Source organism: Bradyrhizobium sp. LA6.8 (assembly GCF_040547935.1).
GTDB lineage: Bacteria > Pseudomonadota > Alphaproteobacteria > Rhizobiales > Xanthobacteraceae > Bradyrhizobium > Bradyrhizobium barranii.
Genome location: NZ_JBEPQQ010000002.1, coordinates 486,551 through 508,077, shown reverse-complemented (window position 1 = coordinate 508,077; position 21,527 = coordinate 486,551). Strand labels below are relative to the sequence as shown.

At 64.3% G+C, this 21,527-nt stretch carries 20 protein-coding genes; 8 read left to right on the top strand and 12 right to left on the bottom strand.

The genetic code is table 11. The annotated features are described in order from the left end of the window. Positions 1 to 77: 77 nt before the first annotated feature. Positions 78 to 1,373 carry a hemolysin family protein gene (locus ABIA90_RS09510; RefSeq protein WP_166353460.1) on the top strand — a complete coding sequence of 432 codons (1,296 nt, stop codon included), beginning with the start codon at positions 78 to 80 and terminating at the stop codon, positions 1,371 to 1,373. Between the two features lie 117 nt (positions 1,374 to 1,490). Here ABIA90_RS09510 and ABIA90_RS09505 read toward each other — a convergent pair whose 3' ends face one another. The 4 genes from ABIA90_RS09505 to ABIA90_RS09490 form a co-directional block, all read right to left on the bottom strand. Then, positions 1,491 to 1,730: a PilZ domain-containing protein gene (locus tag ABIA90_RS09505; RefSeq protein WP_028159962.1), complete on the bottom strand. Its 240-nt coding sequence runs from the start codon at positions 1,728 to 1,730 to the stop codon at positions 1,491 to 1,493. A gap of 101 nt (positions 1,731 to 1,831) precedes the next feature. Next, on the bottom strand, positions 1,832 to 3,457 hold the full coding sequence (locus tag ABIA90_RS09500) for an FMN-binding glutamate synthase family protein (RefSeq protein WP_354118873.1): 1,626 nt from the start codon (positions 3,455 to 3,457) through the stop codon (positions 1,832 to 1,834). A 202-nt stretch (positions 3,458 to 3,659) separates the two neighbouring features. After that, on the bottom strand, positions 3,660 to 4,571 hold the full coding sequence (locus tag ABIA90_RS09495) for a patatin-like phospholipase family protein (protein ID WP_502916631.1): 912 nt from the start codon (positions 4,569 to 4,571) through the stop codon (positions 3,660 to 3,662). Between the two features lie 343 nt (positions 4,572 to 4,914). Beyond that, entirely contained in the window at positions 4,915 to 5,688 is a 774-nt protein-coding gene (locus tag ABIA90_RS09490; RefSeq protein ID WP_014490313.1) for a ferredoxin--NADP reductase, read from the bottom strand. Between the two features lie 374 nt (positions 5,689 to 6,062). Here ABIA90_RS09490 and ABIA90_RS09485 point away from each other — a divergent pair, with 374 nt between their 5' ends. After that, entirely contained in the window at positions 6,063 to 6,866 is an 804-nt protein-coding gene (locus ABIA90_RS09485; RefSeq protein WP_354118639.1) for an ATP-grasp domain-containing protein, read from the top strand. Positions 6,867 to 7,050: 184 nt separating this feature from the next. Here the strand turns inward: ABIA90_RS09485 and ABIA90_RS09480 are convergent, their stop codons facing one another. Together ABIA90_RS09480 and ABIA90_RS09475 are read right to left on the bottom strand one after the other, a co-directional pair. Continuing rightward, positions 7,051 to 7,971 (bottom strand): amino acid ABC transporter substrate-binding protein, encoded by a 921-nt coding sequence (locus ABIA90_RS09480; RefSeq protein WP_354118638.1) that lies wholly within the window; start codon positions 7,969 to 7,971, stop codon positions 7,051 to 7,053. 12 nt (positions 7,972 to 7,983) lie between these two features. Beyond that, positions 7,984 to 9,279: a dicarboxylate/amino acid:cation symporter gene (locus tag ABIA90_RS09475; protein WP_166074360.1), complete on the bottom strand. Its 1,296-nt coding sequence runs from the start codon at positions 9,277 to 9,279 to the stop codon at positions 7,984 to 7,986. A 210-nt stretch (positions 9,280 to 9,489) separates the two neighbouring features. Here ABIA90_RS09475 and ABIA90_RS09470 point away from each other — a divergent pair, with 210 nt between their 5' ends. The 5 genes from ABIA90_RS09470 (at position 9,490) to ABIA90_RS09450 (ending at position 14,799) form a co-directional block, all read left to right on the top strand. Beyond that, positions 9,490 to 10,491, top strand: a complete 1,002-nt coding sequence (locus tag ABIA90_RS09470) for an NADP-dependent oxidoreductase (RefSeq protein ID WP_354118637.1) — start codon at positions 9,490 to 9,492, stop codon at positions 10,489 to 10,491. A gap of 236 nt (positions 10,492 to 10,727) precedes the next feature. Next, positions 10,728 to 11,519, top strand: coding sequence for a cysteine rich repeat-containing protein (locus tag ABIA90_RS09465; protein ID WP_354118636.1), 792 nt, complete (start codon positions 10,728 to 10,730; stop codon positions 11,517 to 11,519). Between the two features lie 126 nt (positions 11,520 to 11,645). Further along, positions 11,646 to 11,861 (top strand): hypothetical protein, encoded by a 216-nt coding sequence (locus ABIA90_RS09460; RefSeq protein WP_028148322.1) that lies wholly within the window; start codon positions 11,646 to 11,648, stop codon positions 11,859 to 11,861. Between the two features lie 188 nt (positions 11,862 to 12,049). Next, the gene (locus ABIA90_RS09455) at positions 12,050 to 13,189 is read left to right on the top strand and encodes an FAD-dependent monooxygenase (protein WP_063980686.1); all 1,140 of its coding nucleotides are present in this window, start codon (positions 12,050 to 12,052) and stop codon (positions 13,187 to 13,189) included. Continuing rightward, a complete protein-coding gene (locus ABIA90_RS09450) occupies positions 13,186 to 14,799 on the top strand; it encodes a benzoate-CoA ligase family protein (RefSeq protein ID WP_354118635.1) in 1,614 nt (537 codons plus the stop codon). Before ABIA90_RS09455 ends, ABIA90_RS09450 begins: the two co-directional genes overlap by 4 nt. Before the next feature lie 163 nt (positions 14,800 to 14,962). Here ABIA90_RS09450 and ABIA90_RS09445 read toward each other — a convergent pair whose 3' ends face one another. Then, on the bottom strand, positions 14,963 to 15,475 hold the full coding sequence (locus tag ABIA90_RS09445) for a MarR family winged helix-turn-helix transcriptional regulator (RefSeq protein WP_354118634.1): 513 nt from the start codon (positions 15,473 to 15,475) through the stop codon (positions 14,963 to 14,965). Further along, positions 15,465 to 16,097, bottom strand: coding sequence for a maleylacetoacetate isomerase (gene maiA, locus ABIA90_RS09440; RefSeq protein WP_354118633.1), 633 nt, complete (start codon positions 16,095 to 16,097; stop codon positions 15,465 to 15,467). Before maiA ends, ABIA90_RS09445 begins: the two co-directional genes overlap by 11 nt. 209 nt (positions 16,098 to 16,306) lie before the next feature. On the opposite strand from maiA, the gene gtdA reads away from it, so the two are divergent. Next, on the top strand, positions 16,307 to 17,347 hold the full coding sequence (gene gtdA / locus ABIA90_RS09435) for a gentisate 1,2-dioxygenase (RefSeq protein ID WP_354118632.1): 1,041 nt from the start codon (positions 16,307 to 16,309) through the stop codon (positions 17,345 to 17,347). 115 nt (positions 17,348 to 17,462) lie between these two features. Here gtdA and ABIA90_RS09430 read toward each other — a convergent pair whose 3' ends face one another. The 4 genes from ABIA90_RS09430 to ABIA90_RS09415 are packed head-to-tail and all read right to left on the bottom strand — an operon-like array spanning position 17,463 to position 21,481. Next, the gene (locus ABIA90_RS09430; RefSeq protein WP_354118631.1) at positions 17,463 to 18,281 is read right to left on the bottom strand and encodes an ABC transporter permease; all 819 of its coding nucleotides are present in this window, start codon (positions 18,279 to 18,281) and stop codon (positions 17,463 to 17,465) included. Further along, the gene (locus tag ABIA90_RS09425; RefSeq protein ID WP_354118630.1) at positions 18,274 to 19,047 is read right to left on the bottom strand and encodes an ABC transporter ATP-binding protein; all 774 of its coding nucleotides are present in this window, start codon (positions 19,045 to 19,047) and stop codon (positions 18,274 to 18,276) included. The genes ABIA90_RS09430 and ABIA90_RS09425 overlap by 8 nt, the downstream gene beginning before the upstream one ends. A 16-nt stretch (positions 19,048 to 19,063) precedes the next feature. Next, positions 19,064 to 20,068 (bottom strand): ABC transporter substrate-binding protein, encoded by a 1,005-nt coding sequence (locus tag ABIA90_RS09420; RefSeq protein WP_166345909.1) that lies wholly within the window; start codon positions 20,066 to 20,068, stop codon positions 19,064 to 19,066. Positions 20,069 to 20,113: 45 nt separating this feature from the next. Beyond that, entirely contained in the window at positions 20,114 to 21,481 is a 1,368-nt protein-coding gene (locus ABIA90_RS09415) for an FAD-dependent oxidoreductase (protein WP_354118629.1), read from the bottom strand. Positions 21,482 to 21,527: the final 46 nt, after the last annotated feature.

The window sequence follows — 21,527 nt, the reverse complement described above, 5'->3', positions numbered from 1 at the left end:
AAATTGTGCATCGAGTTCATATATAAGGGGCTTGGTCCGGCGTTCGCCGGGTCAAGTATCCCTTTTCCTTGCGCGCAATGTTGTCCGTCGAACTCATCATCGTCGTCGTCCTGATCGTCATTAACGGCCTGTTGTCCATGTCCGAGCTGGCCGTGGTCTCGTCCCGCCCGGCCCGGCTGTCGCTGCTCGCGGCCAAGGGGGTGCGCGGCGCCGAGCGGGCGCTGACGCTGGCGGCCGATCCCGGAAAGTTCCTCTCGACGGTGCAGATCGGCATCACGCTGGTCGGCGTGCTCTCCGGCGCGTTCTCCGGCGCGACGCTCGGACAGCGGCTGACGCAATGGCTGGTCGAGCTCGGCCTGTCCTCAGGGATCGCCGACATCGTCGGCGTCGGCATCGTCGTCACGCTCATCACCTACGCCACCCTGATCGTCGGCGAGCTGGTGCCGAAGCAGGTGGCGCTGCGCGACCCCGAGAGCATTGCGGTCAAGGTCGCGCCCGCGATGCACGTTCTGGCGCGGATCTCGCTGCCGCTCGTCTTCCTGCTCGATCTCTCCGGCAAGCTGATCCTCACGCTGCTCGGCCGCGGCGGCAAGGCCGAGGAGAAGGTCTCGGAGGACGAGATCCATCACCTCGTCAGCGAAGCCGAGAACGCGGGCGTGCTGGAGTCAGGCGAAAAGGAGATGATCGCGGGCGTCATGCGGCTCGGCGACCGGCCGGTCGGCGCGATCATGACGCCGCGCACGGAGGTCAACGAGATCGATCTGAACGATGCGCCGGAGGCCATTCAAGCGACCATCGCGAAGAGCCCGCATTCGCGCTTTCCTGTCTCGGACGGCGATCGCGACAAGCCGATCGGCGTGCTCCAGGCCAAGGACCTGCTGGTTGCCTACATGAACGAGCGCACGCCGGACCTGCGAGCGCTGGTGCGCGAGGCGCCCGGCATTCCGGCATCAGCCGACGCCCGCGACGTGCTGGCGATCCTGAAAGCCGCTCCGGTTCATGTCGGCCTGGTCTACGACGAATACGGCGCCTTCGAGGGTATCGTGACGACGGCTGACATTCTGGAATCGATCGTCGGCGCCTTCCATTCCGAGGAGGGACCGCCGGAGCCCGCCTATGTCAGGCGCGATGACGGCTCGCTGCTGGTCTCCGGCTGGATGCCGGTCGACGAGTTCGGCGAGTTGCTCGGCGTCGAGCTGCCGCCGCACCGCTACAACACGGTGGCGGGCCTGGTGCTGCAACAGTTCAACGTGCTGCCTAATGTCGGCGATGCCTTCGACTTCGCCGGCTGGCATATCGAGGTGGTCGATCTCGACGGTCGGAGGATCGACAAGATTCTGGCGGGCCGGTTGAGTGAGGTCGAGACGGGGTGATTGCGCATCCAACCCTCCACCCGTCGTCCCGGACAAGCGCGCCCTAAGCGCGCGCCGATCCGGGCCCCGGGACGACAGCGGAGTTTGTGGTGCGCGCTCGCGTCAAACACAGACCGCTCACCCGAACCGCACCCCGATCCGCTTCTCCTTGCGCCAGACGACCGTGCAGGCGAGATGCGTTCCGTCGGCCTGGATGACCAGGGTGAACCGCTCGGGGATACCGACCGGACTGGTGACATCGAGCGCGGCGCCGGTGTCGGAGAAATTACGGACGGTGCAGTCGATCGCGCCGCCGCCGAACTCGATGGTTCCGGCTTTCAGCACGCGGTGCCTGGCTTTGTCGCGTCGCTCGTCCATGGGGCCAATTTACACCCCAAGCTGACACAGACGTTAAAACACAACCACAGTCCCCGATGAATTTTTACCGCCGCGGGATGCGGCGGATCATGCGGTGGCCCCTACGGCGCCGGCTGGAACGTCTCCGCCCGCGCCATTTGCCAGGCTTCACGGAAGCGCGGATCTTCGGTGCCCTCGATCAGCTCGCCCGGACGCAGCGACGGATAGAGCTGCGCAAAGGATCGGACCTGGGTGGTCGATGTCCGCTGGCTGAAGTGGATCGGGCGCAGCTGCTGCGGGTGTTCGAGGCCGGCCGCGGCGATCAGCTCGGTGAGCGAGTGCAGCGTGGCGTGGTGATAATTATGCACGCGGTCGATCTTGAGCGGCACGTAGAGCGCACGCGCACGCGTCGGGTCCTGCGTCGCAACCCCGGTCGGGCAGCGGTCGGTGTGGCAGCTCAGCGACTGGATGCAGCCCAGCGAGAACATGAAGCCGCGCGCCGAGTTGCAATAGTCGGCGCCGATCGCCATCGCCCGCGCCATGTCGAAGGCGGTCGCGATCTTGCCGGATGCGCCGATCCTGATGCGGTCGCGCGCATTGATGCCGACCAGCGCGTTGTGGACGAAATTGACGCCCTCGCGCATCGGCATGCCCAGATGGTCCATGAACTCCAGCGGCGCCGCGCCGGTGCCGCCTTCGTTGCCGTCGACGACGATGAAATCAGGATAGATGCCGGTCTCCAGCATCGCCTTGCAGATCGCCAGGAATTCCCAGGGATGACCGATGCACAGCTTGAAGCCGGCCGGCTTGCCGCCGGACAAGCGCCGCATCTCGGCGATGAACTGCATCATGCCAACAGGCGTGGAGAAGGCGCGGTGCGAGGCCGGCGAAATGCAGTCCTCGCCCATCGTGACGCCGCGGATTTTTGAGATCTCCTCCGACACCTTCGCAGCCGGCAGCACGCCGCCATGGCCGGGCTTGGCGCCCTGGCTGATCTTGAGCTCGACCATCTTGATCTGGTCCTGGCTCGCGACGCGGGCGAATGCCTCCGGATCGAACGTGCCGTCGAGATGACGGCAACCGAAATAGCCGGAGCCGATCTCCCAGATGATGTCGCCGCCCATCTCGCGATGGTAGGGGCTGAAGCCGCCCTCGCCCGTGTCATGCGCGAAGCCGCCCTTCCTGGCGCCGGCATTGAGCGCGCGCACGGCATTCGGGCTGAGCGCGCCGAAGCTCATCGCGGAGATGTTGAACACCGATGCCGAATAGGGCTTTGCGCAATCGGGGCCGCCGATGGTGACGCGAAACTTCTCCTCGGCGTGCGTCTTCGGCGAGACCGAGTGATGCATCCACTCGTAGCCCTCGCGGTAGACGTCCTCCTGGGTGCCGAACGGGCGCTTGTCGAGCTCCATCTTGGCGCGCTGATAGACCAGCGAGCGGGTATCGCGCGAGAACGGCATGCCGTCCTTCTCGCTCTCGAAGAAATACTGCCGCATCTCGGGGCGTATCTCTTCGAGCAGAAAACGGATATGCGCCGAGATCGGATAGTTGCGCAGCACCGCGTGACTCTTCTGCATGAGATCGCGGACGCCGAGCAGCGTGAGAGCGCCGAAGATCGCGATCGGGATCAGCAGGATGTCGAAGATCTTGCCATCGGCTAGGCCGATGCCGATCAGCAGCGCGGTGACGACCGCGCAGATGGTCAGCACGATGAAACGCGGCGAGAACGGCAGCAGCAGGGTTTCCATCAGCCCTTCGGGCGAAGCTTGCGTCTTGTTATCGTTGGCCACGACCACATCCCTCTCGTCAGTCTGACAGGGCATGATACGCCCGCGCCACGTCCATGGTTATGACGCGGACCCCGCCTTGAGGCTACCGAATCCGGATGCCGCAAATCAATCCATCCCGCGGCGGGCTTCGCAGTGCAATAGATTCAAATGAAATGACAAATCAGTGACCATGAGGCTGCGCCTCGTGCGGAATGACGCCGTGCTGCTCGAGGCCGCCTCGCGCCAGCCAGGCATCGGTGCTCGCGACCGCACGCTCGATATGGTCGTCGGTCCGCGAAAAATCGTAGGGCGATCCCACCAGCGGACAGAGCGGCGGCACCACGACATATTCGATGTCGGACGCCACCCCCTCGAGCTCCGCCACCAATTGCCGGGCGATCAGCAGCGTCAGCGCATGCAGGGCATTGGCAACCGCGCCCACCGGCGGGTCCTTCACCGCGCAGGCGTGTCCGGTCGGCAGCACGACCAGCCGCTTTGCGCCTTTCTGGATGGCGACCCGGACCGGCGTGTTCGAGGAGAGCGCACCGTCGGCCAGGAAACGATTGCGGTAGTAGACCGGCGAGAACGCGCCGGGGATCGCAGTGGACGCCAGGATCGCGTCCACCGTCGCCCCCTCCGACAACACCACGCTCTCTCCGGAGACGAAATCGGTGGTGACGATGTGCACCGGAAGCGCGGCATCCTCGAGGTTGCGATAGGGGATGTGGTCCTCGACCAGCTTGCGGATGCCGTCATGGGGAATCAGGAAATCGCGCCGCCACATGAATCCGGCGAGGCTCTTCCAGGTAACCGGGAAGACATCATGACGCTTCAGGCCGCGCCAGACGGCCTCAAGCCCGAGCACGCCCTTGAGCGAGGGATCGCCGGCATAATAGGCGCCGTTGATCGCGCCGACGCTGGAGCCGACGACGAGATCGGCGACGACCCCGTGCCGCGCCAGTGAATGCATCATGCCGACCTGAATCGCTCCAAAACTGCCGCCGCCCGCGAGCACGAAGGCGGTCGGTTTCGGCGGACCATGGTCGATCACGGACAAGATTTGCGCAGCTCCCCAGCTCTCGCATTGCAACATCGCGGCGAGATTTTGGCGCGAGCTTATAACAAGGGGCGCGCGAGACGCGCCAATAACAAAGTCGGGGGAGGATGGTGAGGGACGTGGATGGCCTAGCGAGTGTGAGGCGAGATGCCAGCCAAACTCTCAACTGTCGTCCCCGCGCACGCGGGGACCCATAACCACAGGGAGAGGTTATGGCGCGAGCTGATAGCCACTAGCCGTCGCCAAACCACGTCCTGTGGTTATGGGTCCCGGGCTCGCACTTCCGCCTTCGCTCTTCGAGCTACGGCGGACAAGTCGCGCGCCCCGTGACGACACCGATGTTTTGGCTACGGAGCGTCAATCAAAAGCCGAACGGCGCTTACCGCTCGACGAACGCCTTCTCGATCACGAAATGGCCGGGCTTATTGCCGGAGCCCTCGATGAAATCGCGGCCTTCGAACATCACCTTCAGCTCTTCCAGCATCGCCGGGCTGCCGCACATCATGATGCGGTCGGTTTCGATGTCGAGCGGGCCCTGTCCGATATCGTTGAAGATCTGCTCGGAGTTGATGAGGTCGGTGATGCGGCCACGGTTCTTGAACGGCTCGCGGGTCACGGTCGGATAGTAGATCAGCTTGTCCGCCAGCAGCTCCCCGAACAGCTCGTCCTCGCGCAAGGAAGCAACCAGCTTCTCGCCATAGGCAAGCTCGGAGACCTGGCGGCAGCCATGCACCAGCACGATGCTGTCGAACTGGTCGTAGACCTCGGGGTCCTTGATCAGGCTGGCGAAGGGTGCAAGACCGGTGCCGGTCGAGAGCAGCATCAGCCGCTTGCCGGGAATGAGGTTGTCGGTGATCAGCGTGCCGGTCGCCTTGCGGCCGACCAGGATGGTGTCGCCTTCCTTGATCTTCTGCAGGCGCGAGGTCAGCGGACCGTCCTGAACCTTAATCGAGAAGAACTCGAGCTCTTCCTCGTGGTTGGCGCTCGCCATGCTGTAGGCGCGCAGCAGCGGACGGCCGTCGACCTCGAGGCCGATCATGGCGAACTGGCCATTCTGGAAGCGGAAGCCGGTGTCGCGCGTGGCGCGGAAGCTGAACAGCGTGTCGGTCCAGTGCTGGACGGAAAGGACCTTCTCTCGGTAAAACGCGCTCATGATTTTCGATATTCCGAATAATTGCGGTTTTAGGGCAAAAGCGTTGCCCGGCCCCTAAAAGCGGGGCGGACACCATTGCCATGGCGGAGGATTTCGCGTGTGTGATCTACGCCATTGAGGCCAATAATCAACCTCGTTCCGGATGCAATTGATGCCGCTCAAACCGGCATTTGCGGCGGAAATGGCCACATCATTAATGAATCTGCTGCCGGGCATGCGCGGCGGGCAATTTCTTTTCCCTTCGGGGCCTGATCGCAGCACTTAATTTCCGTCGCGCTCGCGAGAATTTCATTAAGAATAGCTCTGACTTTCACCCCGGTTTGGCGCCGTTTCCCGCATTTTTGCGGCTTTTGGCGACAGGAACGACTGAACACATGGCAAGCAGCGAGCGGATCTTCGTCCAGGCGATCAGGCGCTATTGCGCGACCCATGGCATCGCGCTCGATGTCCGTGCCGGCGGCTGGCTGCTCGCGATGCGCAGCCGCGCGAAGCGCCACTTCGCGTTCGGCTACGACATCGGCCTCAACAGCGCCATCGCGCACCGCCTCGCCAACGACAAATCGGCCACTGCCGAGGTGCTGGCGCTTGAGGGCGTGCCATGCGTTCCGCATCGCCTCTTCCTCAACCCGAAGCTGGGCAAGAACGTTGTTGGCCCCAATTGGCGAGACGCAATGCTCGAGCTGCTTCACGACCATCCGCAAGGCGTGGTGGTGAAGCCGAACGAGGGGACATCGGGGCGCTCGGTGTTCAAGGTGACGACAGAGGCCGAACTCGACCACGCGGCCGCCGAGGTCTTTTCGATGAGCGCCGGACTCGTGATCTCGCCCTATGTCGCGATCGAGCAAGAGGTGCGCGTGATCCTGCTCGATGATGCGCCACTCGTCGTCTACAGCAAGCAGCGTGGGTCGGATTGGCGACACAATCTCGATGCCGGCGCAAAGCCGGTGCTGCTGGAGGACGACAAGCATCGTACGGCCTGTGTCAAGCTCGCGACCGATGCCGCGAGCGCCATCGGCATCGCCTTTGCGTCAATTGACATGGTGCGCGTCGACCGTGATTGGCGCGTGCTCGAGATCAATTCCGGCGTGATGATGGAAGCGCTGGCGAAGCTGCATCCGGAGCTGGTGCAGGCAACGTATGACGCGGCGCTGGATCGGGTGTTTGGGGATAAAGGCTGAGCGCTCAGCACTCGCCGTCTTCCCTTCTCCCCTTGCGGGAGAAGGTGGCGCGAAGCGCCGGATGAGGGGTATCTCTCCGCAGATTCAATATGAGTTGGACTCGCGGAGAGATACCCCTCACCCGGCTTCGCTCTCGCGAAGCCACCCTCTCCCGCAAGGGGAGAGGGTGCACCGAGCTTGCGGCTCAATTATTCGCGCTGGCCGAGTCGTCCATCGCCTTGAACGCTTCCTCCAGCTGCAGGGAGATCGGCACGTTCAGGCGTTCGCCGGTGGGCAGCCGCGCGGTGAACCATTTGTTGTAGAGCGGAACGAGATCACGATTGGAGCCGAGCTTGCGGAAGGTGCGGTCGACCACCGCCGTCAGCTGAGGCTCACCCTTCCTGAACATGATGCCGTAGGGGTCATAGGACAGGTAATCGCCGGTGACGCGGAACTTGTCCTGCGCCTTGTGGCGCGCGATCAGGCCGAAGAGCAGGATGTCGTCGGTCGCGAACGCATCGGCCTTGCCGTCGACGAGCATCTGGTAGGACTGCTCGTGATCCGGCGAGGTGACGATGTTGAGGCCGAGCGAGAACTTCTTGTCGGCCGCCTGGATCGCCTGCTCGTTGGTGGTGCCCTTCGTCACCACGATTGTCTTGCCCTTCAGGTCGGTCAGCGACTGGACCTTTGATGCCTTCGGCACCATCAGCTTGGTGCCGGCGACGAATATCAAAGGCGAGAACGCGACGCGCTTGCCACGCTCGGCATTGGCCGTGGTCGAACCGCATTCCAGGTCGATCTTGTTCTGGAGCACGGCGTCGATGCGGTCGTCCGAGGTGACCTTGACGTAGTCGATCTTCAGATCGGGATCGTCGACCTCGACGCCGATCTCCTCGACGATGGCCTCGCAGAGTTCGAGGCTGTAGCCGATCGGACGGCCCGACTGGTCGAGGAAGGAGAACGGCGGCGAGCTCTCGCGATAGCCGAGCCGCACGGTATGCCTGTTCTTGATGGCCGACAGCGTCGGGCTAAGCCCTTCGCTGCCGCCGGTCTGGGCGGAGGCGCCGGTTGCCAGCAGGCACGCCGCCAGCAACAGGCCACCCGATATCGCCGTTGAAAGGCGCATGACGCACTCCCGTCAATGGCCGGCCATCGCGGGCAGTTCGCCCGGAACCATGTCCGGCGTCGTCGCTTCGCCGGGTCCGAGCTCGTGCTCGGGCCCGAGCTCACCTTCCCACTTCGCGACCACGGCAGTCGCGAGCGAATTGCCGATGACATTGGTGGCGCTGCGTCCCATGTCGAGGAACGTGTCAATGCCCATGATCATCAGCAGGCCTGCCTCGGGGATGCCGAACTGCGACAGCGTCGAGGCGATCACCACGAGGGATGCGCGCGGCACGCCGGCAACGCCCTTGGAGGTGATCATCAACGTCGCGAGCATCGCCAGCTGCGTCGCGAGCGACATCTCGATGTGGTAGGTCTGCGCGATGAAGATGCTCGCGAAGGTGCAGTACATCATCGTGCCGTCGAGATTGAAGGAGTAACCGAGCGGCAGCACGAAGCTCGAGATCCGCGACGACGCGCCGAACTTGGTCAGCCCCTCCAGCGTCTTCGGATAGGCCGCTTCCGAGCTCGCGGTGGAGAACGCGATCATCAGGGGTTCGCGGATCAGCTTCAGCAGATGGCTGTATCGCGGCCCGATCACCATAAAGCCGACGATCATCAGGATGACCCACAGGATCCCAAGCGCGAGATAGAAGCCACCCATAAAGACGATGAGCTTCCACAGCACGCCGAGGCCGTTCTTGGCGACAGTGGCCGTGATGGCGGCCCATACCGCGAGCGGGGCGAACAGCATCACATAGCTCGTCACCTTGAGCATGATGTGAGCGACGTCGTCGATCATTGCCAGGATCGGCTTCGACCGTTCGGGCATCGAGCCCATCGCCACCGAGAAGAACACGGCGAAGATCACGATCTGCAGGATCTCGTTCTGCGCCATGGCGTCGGCGATCGAGGTCGGGATCAGATGGGTCAGGAATTTTTCGATCGAGAAGGCCGAGACCGGCAAGCCGGTCGATTGCCCCGCCTGCGGCAGCGTGCCGGGGAAGTTCGCGCCGGGCTGGAGCAGATTGACCATGACGAGGCCGAGTAGCAGCGACACGAAGGACGCGCTGACGAACCAGCCCATGGTCTTGGCGAAGATGCGCCCGAGCCGCGAGCCGCTGCCCATATGCGCGATGCCACCGACCAGCGTCGCAAACACCAGCGGCGCGATGATCATCTTGATCAAGCGCAGGAACATCATGGCGATCAGGTTGATGGAGGAAGCCCATTCGGCTCTGGTGTCGGGCAGGAAGTTGAAGATCGCCGCCCCCATGACGATGCCCAGCACCATCGCGGCCAGAATGTATTGCGTAAACTTGTTCGACATCGCTTACCCCCACCTACACCGGCGCTTCATGATGTCGCAGATATGACGACGACGCAACACGCTTGGCGTGCTCGCGCGATGGCCTGATGTTCCCGTTGCGAAACGGGTCGGCGCGATCTAGCCTTCATGCAGCGCACAACGAATGCGGCTTGCACGTTTTCTTTGCGGCGGCTGCATCAATAATCGTCAAGCAAACGAAGAGGAAACGCCATGAGCAGCAGCATCAATCGCCAGATTCTTCTGGTCGAAAAGCCCAGCGGCAAGCTCGGTGCCGAGCACTTCAAGATGGTCGAGGGTGCGATGCCGGAGCCGAAGGACGGCGAGGCCTTGCTGCAGGTGCGTTACATCTCGCTCGACGCCGCCAACCGCGCCTGGATGCATGGCGCGACCTATCGCTCCGCGGTCGAGGCCAACAGCGTGATGGCCGGCGGCGGCATCGCTGAGGTCGTCAGCTCGAAGGCGCCGGGGCTGGCTGCCGGCGACATCGTGTTCGGCGACACCGGCTGGCAGGAGTTTGCCGCGGTGCCGGCAAAGCATCTCACGAAAATGCCGAAGCTCGAACCGATGACGCATCTGCTCAGCGTGTTCGGCATCGCCGGCCTCACCGCCTATTTCGGCCTGCTGGAGATCGGCAAGCCCAAAGAGGGCGAGACCGTCGTGGTGTCCGCGGCGGCCGGCTCCGTCGGCTCGATCGTCGGGCAGATCGCCAAGATCAGGGGATGTCGCGTGGTCGGCATCGCCGGCGGCGCAGACAAGTGCAACTGGCTGACCTCCGAGCTCGGCTTCGATGCCGCCGTCGACTACAAGGACGGCGCGGTGTTCAAGGCCCTGCGCGCGGCGGCGCCAAAAGGCATCGACGTCTATTTCGACAATGTCGGCGGCGACATTCTGGAAGCCTGCCTGCCGCAGATGAACAATTACGGCCGCATCGCCTGCTGCGGCGCGATCTCGCAATATGACGGCGCACCTGCCGCGCACGGCCCGCGCGGCGTGCCCGGCCTGATCGTGGTGAAGCGGCTCGTCATGCAGGGCTTCATCGTGATGGACTACATGAAGGAGAGCCAGCGCGCGCTCACCGACCTCCAGGGCTGGGTCGCATCCAGCAAGCTGAAGGTGCAGGAGGACATCATCGACGGATTGGAGAATACGCCGAAGGCGCTGATCGGATTGCTGGCGGGAGAGAACCGCGGCAAGCGCATGGTCAAGCTCTGACGCCGTATTGTTTGAGCATGATCTCCGCGCCAACGCGCTCCGCGTTTGTCGCGAGGGAAAGCCGCGGCGCACTTTTCCGGATCATGCTCTAGTTACGTCGCAATTGCGCCCGTATAATCTACTTGCGGTAGAGGCCGAGGCAGCCAATGATGCTGCACGCGGCATCACCCGCAATGATTGCTTGCATTACATTTAAAAATCGTCGGCGTCACCGACAGGGCAGGGAATTTACCCAAATGTTCAACACGTTGAAACATGCATCAACGCGTCGCGCGCTGCTGGCGGCAACGCTCTTCGCAACTGCAACAGGCGCATTCGCGCAAGCGCCGACCGAGGCTCAGAAGAGCGCCATCCGTTCCGCATGCCGCTCGGACTTCATGGCGCACTGCGCGAGCGTCACGCCCGGTGGCGCGGAGGCGTATCAATGTCTCCAGAAGAACATGTCCAGCCTGTCATCGGGATGCCAGACCGCGGTTCGCGCGGTCGAGCCCGCTGCGGCGCCGAAGACTGAAGCTGCACCCGCCAAATCTGAACCGGCAAAGACCGAAGCGGCCCCCGCCGCCGCAGCCGCTCCGAAAGCGGCGGCGTCAAAGCAGCCGAGCAGCACGCAGATTGCCGCGGTCAAGAGCGCGTGCCGCGCCGATTATCCCAAGGTGTGCGCCAGCGTGCCGCCGGGCGGCGCCCCCGCCCTCGAATGCCTCGAGAAGAACAAGGCCAGGGTTTCGCCGGCCTGCGAGAAGGCGGTGAGCGCCGCAACCGGTGGCGGCGGCGGCGCTGCGACAGCAGCACCTGCGGGCGCAGCTCCTGCGGCAGCAGCACCGACGGCGGCGCCGGCCGTGATCGTTCTGCGCCCGCTACGGCCGCGCGAAGAACTGTTCATCGTGCGCTCGGCCTGCGGTGCCGACATCCGCACGCTCTGCGCCGGCGTCGCACCGGGCGGGGGCCGCATCGTGCAATGCATCTCCAGCAATGCCGCGTCGCTGTCGCCCGCCTGCAAGGAAGTGCTGGCGCCATTCGCGGCGCGATAAGCGGCGCGTGATTGCGCGCCAAGCGCGCGCCACCGACCGGCCGCGCGCGAATGAATTTTCGCGCGCCTGCCGCGACAAACCCTTTGCAAGTAACCGATTTCGATCACGACAAGACCGGAGAAAGACATGCGTTCATTTCTGCTTATTGCTGCCGCGCTCCTCGCCTTCGGCGCGAGCATGACCTTTGAGTCTACCGATGCCAACGCGGTGGTGTGCGCCCGCGGCGTCTACCGCGCCGGCTGTGCCGGGCCGAATGCGGCCGTCGTGGTGCGCAAGCCGGTTCCCGCGGTCCGCTGTACCAGGGTGCTGGTGAACGGCGTCTACGTGAAGCGCTGCGTCTGACCCCGGATGGCCAAGCTCGCGCGGTTTGGCTATGGTTCGCAACGTCACTGCCCCGGACACGCGCCTGGCGCGTGTCCGGGAGTAAGCTTCGACGCGCCCCGCCTTCGATAATTCCGCTGGCGCGGACGGCCGGAGCACATTAGTGTACCCCTAGATAGTAAGTATACTGTCAATCAGGGAGGCAGACGTTGCGGATCGCCGTGATTGGCGGGGGGCCCGGTGGGCTCTACTTCGCCTATCTCTGGAAAAAGCGTCACCCCGAGGATCAAGTCGACCTGTTCGAACAGAACCCGGCCGACGCGACCTGGGGCTTTGGCGTCGTGTTCTCCGATCAGGCCCTGGAATTCCTGCGCGCCGACGACCCCGAAACGGTCGATGCGATCGCGCCGCATATGGAGAGCTGGGAGAACATCACGCTGAACCTTCACGGCGACAGCGTCGCCATCGACGGCGTCGGCTTCTCCTCGATCGGCAGGCTGGAGCTCCTGCAGTTCCTCCAGCAGCGCGCGCTCGACGCCGGCGTCACGCCGCGCTTCGACACGCAGATCCACGCCATCGACCAGCTCAACGGCCACGACCTGATCGTCGCGGCCGACGGGCTGAATTCGCTGGTGCGGCGCGCCTATGAGGGCGATTTCGGCACGTCGCTGTCCTACTCCTCCAACAAGTTCGTCTGGTACGGGACCTCGAAACGCTTCGACACGCTGTCGCAGACCTTCGTGAAGACGGACCGCGGCGCCTTCAATGCCCATCACTATCGCTACTCCCCGACCATGAGCACCTTCCTGGTCGAATGCGACCACGCGACATGGCAGGCCTATGGCTTCGCCTACAAGGATGCCGAGCAGTGCAAGGGCGTCTGCGAGGAGGTCTTTGCCGACACGCTGGGCGGCCACTGCCTGGTCTCCAACAAGTCGGTCTGGCGCAACTTTCCCTGGGTCTGGAACGAGCACTGGTCGTTCAAGAACATGGTGCTGCTCGGCGACGCCCTGCACTCGGCGCATTTCTCCATCGGCTCGGGGACGCGGCTCGCGATCGAGGACGCCATTGCGCTGGTCAAGGCGCTGGAATCGGATGCGCATCTGTCGACCGCGCTGCACCGTTATCAGGCCGCGCGAAAACCGGTGGTGCAGAAGCTCGTCAATGCCGCGCGCACCTCGGCCTTCTGGTACGAGCACTTCGCCCAGCACATGCAGCTCGGCCTGATGGACTTCGCCTACAGCTACATCACCCGCTCCGGCCGTATCGACGACCCCCGGCTGCGCGCGATGTCGCCCGCCTTCATGACGCGCTACGAGGCCGAGAAGAACGGCGGAGATGCCGCATGAGCAGCGAGATCCGCGACCAGGTGCCCGCTGACGGCCCGGGCGCCCGTGAAATCGGCTTTGCCATTCCGCAAACCTACAATGCCAGCCGCGTGCTGTTCGACCAGCTCGCCAAGGGCCGCGGCGACAAGCCTGCGCTGATCGGACCCGCGGGGACCCGCAGCTATTCCGAGCTTTGCGCGGAAGCTTGCCGCTGGGGCAACGGTTTCGCATCGCTCGGCCTGAAGCGCGGCGACCGCGTGCTGCTGTTCCTCGACGATACCCCGGCCTATCCGGCCGCCTTCTTCGGCGCGGTGCGCGCCGGCTTCGTGCCGCTCCTGATCAACACGCTGACGCCGCCGGACCTGCTGCAATTCTATCTCGCCGATTCCGGCGCCGCGGTCGCGGTGGCGGATGCCGAATTCGCGACGCGCTTCGATGCGGAGGCCTGCGCGGCGACCTGCCTGCGCACGCTGATCGTAGTCAACGGCGAAGCGCGCGGCCACGCCGCGCCTGCGGCGATCGCGGCACCAGGCTGGCTCGCGCAGTTCCCGGCCGAGCTCGCGGAAGCGGACACCCATCGCGACGAGATGGCGTTCTGGATGTACTCCTCCGGCTCGACCGGCCGGCCCAAGGGCATCGTGCATCTCCAGCACGACATGGCCTACAGCGATGCCGCCTTTGCGCAGAACGTGTTGAAGCTGACGCCCGGCGACATCTGCTTCTCGGTGCCGAAGATCTTCTTCGCCTACGGTTTCGGCAACTCCGTCACCTTCCCGTTCTCCGCGGGTGCCACGACGCTGCTGCTGCCGGGCCAACCGAAGCCTGCATCGATATTTGCCGCGATCGAGCAATACAAGCCGACGGTCTTCTTCGGCCTGCCGACGCTGTACACCTCACTGACAAAGGCGGAGGGGGCAGACAAGACCAACTTCTCGTCGCTGCGCATGTCGCTCTCGGCGGCCGAGGTCTTGTCTGCGGACGTCTTCAACGGCTGGAAGACGCTCACCGGCCTCGAAATCGTCGAAGGCCTCGGCTCGACCGAGGTGCTGCACATCTATCTCTCCAACCGCCCCGCGCAGAAGAAGCTCGGCGCCGCCGGCCTGCGCGTGCCCGGCTACGAGGTCGCGCTGCGCGACAAGGACGGCCGCGAGGTCGCCGACGACGAGGAAGGCATCCTGTGGGTGCGCGGCGATTCCAACACGCCGCTGTACTGGAACCGGCCGGACAAATCCGCCGAGACCATCCGCGAGGGCGGCTGGATCTACACCGGCGACCGTTTCGTGCGCGATGCCGACGGCTTCCACTTCTTCCGCGGTCGCGCCGACGACCTCATCAAGATCTCAGGCCAGTGGGTCTATCCGCTCGAGGTCGAGCTGTGCCTCGCCGACCACCCCGACATCCGCGAATGCGCCGTGTTCGCCGCCGAGCTGCCGGACCGGCGCATGACGCTGAAGGCGGTGGTGGTGATGAACAACCGCGCGACCGATCAGAATGAGGCAACGCGGCGGCTGCAGGATTACGTCAAGGGCAAGCTGCTTCCCTACAAATATCCGCGCGAGGTGATCTTCATCGACGAGCTGCCGAAGACGGGGACGGGGAAGATTGACCGGCAGGCGTTGTTGAGGATGTAGCAATCCCAAACTCGCTGTCATCGCCCGCGAAAGCGGGCGATCCAGTATTCCGAGGCGGTTGTGATTGAACCGAGAAGCCGCGGCGTACTGGATTCCCCGCCTTCGCGGGGAATGACAGCGGAGATAAAGGCGACAACGTCACCGCATCCGCCGACCGTCCCCCTCACCCACCCTTCCCCATATGCTCCAGCGCGTCCTCCGCGCGCAGCGGCACGCGCGAGGCCTCGTTGTTGAGGTCGACGAGCTGCACCAAAAGCCCCATCAGCGCCTTGCGGTCGGCGGGTTTCAGCGGCTCCAGCATCCGCGCCTGAGCGCGCTCGACGGCGGGGATGATCTCGCGCAGGATCGCGGCGCCTGATTTCGTCAGATAAAGCAGCTTGATCCGCTTGTCTTCGGGTGCCGGCTTGCGCTCGATAAAATCCTTGGCCTGCAGCCGCTCGATCACGCTGCCGAGCGTGGAGCGGTCGAAAGCGATCACCGCCGACAGCCGTGTCGCGTCGATGCCGGGATGGGTGTGGATCGCGATCAGTGCGGCGTATTGCACCGGCGTGAGATCGAACGCCTTGCACTCCTCCATGAAGATCGAGACTGCGATCTGCTGCATGCGCCGGAACAGATAGCCCGGCGCGGCATAGACCGCGTCTATCGTGATCGGAGCGGCGGGCTTACTCGGCATCGGGCTGCTTCTCCGGGGCGGCGCTTGCGAAGGCCGGCAGCGCCTTTGCCGCAGCCTCCGCCTTCAGCAGCCGCGGATAGGCCGACACATCGACGCCGAAACGGCGCGCATTGGCGAGCTGCGGCACCAGGCAGAGATCGGCGAGCGTCGGCACATCGCCGAAGCAGAACGGCCCCGCCTCGTCCCTGACCAGCGTCTCGCAGGCCGACAGCCCCTCGCGGTTGACCCACGCCGCCCAGTCCTGGACCTTCTCCTCGGCGAGCCCGAGCTCGCGCAGCCGCGCCAGCACCTTCAAATTCTGCACCGGGTGGGTGTCGCAGGCGATCGCCAGCGCGAACGCCCTGACCTTGGCGCGTGGCAGCGGATCCTTCGGCAGCAGCGGCGGATTGGGGTGCGTCTCGTCGAGCCATTCGATGATGGCGACGGATTGGGTCAGTACCGCTCCCGCATCGTTCTCCAGCGTCGGCACCAGCCCTTGCGGATTGATGGCGAGATAGGCGGGCGCGCATTGCTCGCCCTTGCGAAGATGATGCGGCAGGTGCTGGGCGCCGAGGCCCTTGAGGTTCAGCGCGATCCGCACCCGATAGGCGGCGCTGGAGCGGAAATAGCCGTGCAGCTTCATCGGAACCCTCCCTGTATTTTATTCGTCATTCCGGGGCGACGCGCTAGCGTCGAGCCCGGAATCCATAACCACGATCGGGAGTATGGATTCCGGGCTCGCGCCTTTCGGCGCGCCCCGGAATGACAGCGGCTTTGTAGGCCGTTCGTCACGTTGACGCTACCTAGATCGTCAGTATACTGTCAATCAACAAAACGAGCGGGAGCCGCACCATGGAAGCCGTGACCAAGACGCCGGAACGCGAGGCGTTCTACCGGAAGATCGACGGCGAAAACCTCACCGCGCTGTGGACGGTGATGAGCGATTTGATCACGCCGGAGCCGAAGAGCGCCTGCCGCCCGCATCTGTGGAAATTCGACGTCATCCGCGACTACATGACGGAAGCGGGCCGACTAATCACGGCCAAGGAAGCCGAGCGGCGCGTGCTGGTGCTGGAGAACCCCGGCCTGCGCGGCCAGTCGAAAATCACGACCTCGCTCTATGCCGGCGTGCAGATGGTGGTGCCCGGCGACGTCGCGCCCGCGCACCGCCACAGCCAGTCGGCGCTGCGCTTCGTGCTCGAAGGCAAGGGCGCCCACACCGCGGTCGACGGCGAGCGCACCGCGATGGAGCCCGGTGATTTCATCATCACGCCGTCGATGACCTGGCACGATCATTCCAACGAGACCGATGAGCCGATGTTCTGGCTCGACGGCCTCGACATCCCGCTGGTGCAGTTCTTCGACTGTTCTTTTGCGGAAGGTTCCAAGGACGACCAGCAGAGGATCACAAAGCCCGCCGGCGACAGCTTTGCGCGCTACGGCCACAATCTGCTACCGGTCGACGTGAAGCGATCGTCCAAGACCTCTCCGATCTTCAGCTATCCCTATGCCTACACCCGCGAGGCGCTGGAGAAAGCCCGCGCGAGCCAGGAGTGGGACGCCTGCCACGGATTGAAGCTGAAATTCAGCAATCCCGAGACCGGCGATTTCGCAATGCCGACCATCGGCACCTTCATCCAGTTGCTGCCCAAGGGTTTCAAGACCGCACGCTACCGCGCGACCGATGCGACCGTGTTCTGTCCGATCGAGGGCAAGGGACGCAGCCGCATTGGCGATGCCGTTTTCGAATGGGGCCCGCGCGATCTGTTCGTGGTGCCGAGCTGGCAGTGGGTGACGCACGAAGCCGAAGACGACGCCGTGCTGTTCAGCTTCTCGGATCGCCCGGTGCAGCAGAAGCTGGATCTGTTTCGCGAGGATCGCGGGAACGCGTAGGCGACGCTGCTAGCCACATCGTCATTGCGAGCGAAGCGAAGCAATCCAGAATCTTTCTGCGGAGACAGTCTGGATTGCTTCGTCGCTTCGCTCCTCGCAATGACGAGAGTATGCCTCACCGCCAGTGCAATAATTTGATCTCCAGCCAGCCGATCACCTTCCCCACCACAAGCCCGAACACCGACAGGATCACCACGCCCGCGAGCAGCTGGTCCGTCTGCATCAGATTGCCGGCCTGAAGCACGAAGGCGCCGATGCCGTACTGGGCGCCGATCATCTCGGCACTGACGACGAGCAGCAGCGCGACGGACGCCGTGATGCGGAAGCCCGCGAGGATGGCGGGTAGCGCGCCCGGCCAGATCACCTTGCGCACGATGGTGGCGAAGGGGACGTTGAAACTCTGCGCCATGCGGATGAGGTTGCGCGGCACCGCGTCGACGCCGCTATAGACCGAGATTGCGGTCGAGAAGAACACGCCGAGCGCAATGGTCGCGATCTTCGGCTCTTCGCCGATGCCGAGCCAGAGAATGAGCAACGGCAGCAGTGCGATCTTCGGGATCGGGAACAGCGCCGAGATGAAGGTGATGCCGACGCTGCGCGCAAGCCGCGACAAGCCGATGGCAAAGCCGACCGCGACGCCGGCCGCTGTTCCCAGCACCCAGCCGATGCCGATGCGCAGGATCGAGGCCGACAGATGCTGCCAGAGCGCGCCTGACATCGCGAGCTCGTAGATCGCCCGCGCGATCGCAGCCGGCGCCGGCAGGAACAGCGGATTGACAAGCCCGGCGCTGCCGGCCGCCTGCCAGATCGCGATGACGAGGGCGAGCGCGATCCAGCCGCCGAAGCGGCTGCTGGCGGGCACGAACCCGGCGCCGCGAAAACGGACGCGCCGCGTCGTGTCGTCCTTCGCAGAGGTCCCCGCGCGATCAAGCATGCTGGACCTCGCGCTCGGCGTCGATCGCCTCATTGCGTATCAGCGACCAGATCTGGTTCTGAAGCGCCAGCAGCTTCTCACGCGCAGCGATCTCGCCGCGCTCGGTGCGCGTCATCGGTACGGTCACGACCTCGCGAATACGGCCCGGCCGCCGCGACAGCACCACGATGCGGTCCGCGAGCCGCGCCGCCTCCTCGAGATTATGGGTGACATAGACCGCGCCCATGCCGCCATCGGCGAGCAGGCGGACGAAATCTTCCATCAGCAGCTCGCGTGTTTGTGAATCCAGCGCCGACAGCGGCTCGTCCATCAGCAGGATGGCGGGCTTGACCGCGAGCGCGCGCGAAATGCCGACGCGCTGGCGCATGCCGCCGGAAAGCTGCTTCGGATAGGTTGTGCGAAAATCGGTCAGGCCGGTGCGACGCAAGGCATCGTCGACCAGCGCGCGGCGCTGCACGGCCGAGAGCTGGGTATGCAGCAACGGGAATTCGACATTCTCCTCCACCGTCGCCCAGGGCAGCAGCGCGAAATCCTGAAACACGAAGGTCAGCGGATTGAGACTGTCCGCCGGCGGCGATCCGCGCAGCTCGGGCGCGCCCGAAATCGGCTGCAACAGCCCGCCGAGGATCGACAGCAGCGTGCTTTTGCCACATCCCGAGGGCCCGACGATCGCCACCACTTCGCCGGCACCGACGGTGAAGGAAACGTCGTCGAGCACGGCGAGGTCGCCGAAACGGTGGCTGATGTGGTTGGCGATCAGGTCCATAAGCCGCGTTCTACTCTCAATCCGCCTTCACAAAATCCTTGGCGATGATCGTGTTCACATCAAAGCCCTTGTCGGCAAAGCCCTGCTCCTGGAGCCATTTGATCTGGTTGTCGACGTTCTTGACGTCCAGCTTGCCGTCGGGATCGATATAGGCGCAATTGCCGACCACCTGCTCGACTGGCAAATTGGTGTATTTTGCGATGATCTCCAGCAGCGGCTTTGTCTTGTCGTTGATGGGCGCGACGCCGTCCTTCATGGCTGCGAGGATGACGTCGTGATATTCGCGGTCGGCTTTCGCGAGTACGCCGAGAAATTTTGTCACCAGCACCTTGTTGGTCAGCGTCTTGGGCGAAGCGAACACTGCGCCGAGCTGCCACGGCGTCTCGTCGCCGACCCATCCCAAAAACTTCGCGCCGCCTTCGTCCATCAGCTTTCGCGCGGTAGAAATAGGCAGCAGCGCCGCATCGACCGTCTCGCCCTTCAAGGCGGCCGCCGCGTTCGACAGCGATTGCAGCGGCACGATCTTCACGTCTGCGAGCTTGAAGCCGTATTTGTCGGCGAGCAGCCCCAGCGAATAGTGAAAGGATGAGCCAACCTGCGTCACGGCTACGCGCTTGCCCGCGAGGTCCTTCGGCGTCTTCAATCCGGCGGCATAGGCGTTGTTGCTGGCGAAATAGCCGATCAGGGGGTAACCGGCCTTCTCGCGGCTCATACCGCCGATCACTTTCAGCGTGCCCTTGCCCGCTAGATTGTAGAGACCGGCGGTGAAGGCGGTGACGCCAAAATCGATGTCGCCCGAGGTCGTCGCGACCGCGATCGGCTGCGCCGCATCGAAGAACTTCAGCTCGACATCAAGACCGGCCTCGCGGAAATATCCCTTGTCCTGCGCAATGAAGACGGGCGCGGACGACGACAGGCGGAGCACGCCGACCCTGGCCTTCAGCGCGTCTTCGGCCCGGGCCGTGCCCATCGCTGTGATCGCCATCAGGCCAGCCAGTGCGAGCCGCGCAATCCCGATCATCCCGTGTCCTCCGTCGTCGTTCTCTCGGTCGTAATGTTACAACCGTCACAAACCTTCAGGCACGGGCTGGTCCCGCCCAATGAAGGCGCCCTGTTGTTTCAACGTTTCCTGCAATTTTTCAATGGGGATGTCGCGCGGGATGCGGTTTCCTGCGAGCGCGAGCGCCGCGGCGGAACCGGCGGCCTCCCCCATCACGAAACAGGCACCGGAAACCCGCGCCGCCGACTGGCCCTCATGGGTCATCGAGGCGCAGCGGCCGGCGACGAGGAGATTGTCGACGCCTTCGGGCACCAGCATCCGGTAAGGCAGCTCGTTATAGCCGCGCGATTCCGGGATTGGCGGGAACGTGAAGACGACGTCACCGGGAACATGGGCCTCGATCGGCCAGCCATTGACGCCGATGGAATCCGCGAACGAGGCGCAGCCGAGCACATCCTCGCCGCTGAGCTGGTAGCCGCCCTTGATGCGGCGGGTCTCGCGGATACCGAGCTGCGGCGGCAAATCGACGATGTAGGACTTTTCGAAGCCCGGCACGGTGCTGCGCAGGAACTCGAATGCGGCCAGCGCCTGCTTGCGGCCCACGATCTCGCCGCGGGTGAGGTCGTCGGGCTCGATGCCGTTGATGGCATGGCCGTCCTCACGCGCCACTTGCGTGAAATTCACCCGCCACTCGATGCCTGACTTCTGCGGCCGCACGATCGCGCTCTTGCGCGGAAATGTGTGGGTGCCGGCGGCGATCGCCTTCTCCATCAATTGCGGGATGGTCCGCCAGGCATCGCCCGCCTTCTCGGGATCGATGCCGTTGAGGCGGAGCATCATCGAGGGGTACATCGGATGGCCGTGCTCATCGCCGAGCTCGAAGGGCGCCCCGGCCCAGACCGCGAGGTCGCCGTCGCCGGAGCAATCGATGAAGATCTCGGCGCGGACCGCCTGCCGTCCGGCCTTGGTCTCGACCATCAGCGCATCGATGCGGCTGTTATCGCCCATCACGACGCCGGCACCGAGCGCATGGAAGAGGATGTGCACCTTGTGGCTGGCGAGCAGCTCGTCGGCCGCGATCTTGTAGGCCGCGGTGTCATAGGCCTGGGCGAAGACCTTGCCGAGGATCAGATGCGGCGCGTTGAGGCCGTTCAAATGATCGATCCGCGCCAGCAGATCGGACGCCATGCCCTGCACCAGCCGATGGGCCTGGCCGTAGACATTGCCATGCAGGCCGCAGAAATTGGTGACGCCGGCAGCCGTGCCCATGCCGCCAAGGAAGCCGTAGCGCTCGATCAGCAGCGTCTTTCGTCCCGCGCGCGCCGCTGACGCCGCCGCCACGATGCCGGCAGGGCCGCCGCCGAGAACGACGACTTCATATTCGCCGTAGAGCGGCACTTGGCGTGCCGGTTCTTCGATCATCATGGCCCGCATGCGCGTCCGCTCCCAAAATCTCTTGCTTGAAGCCGACTATGAATTA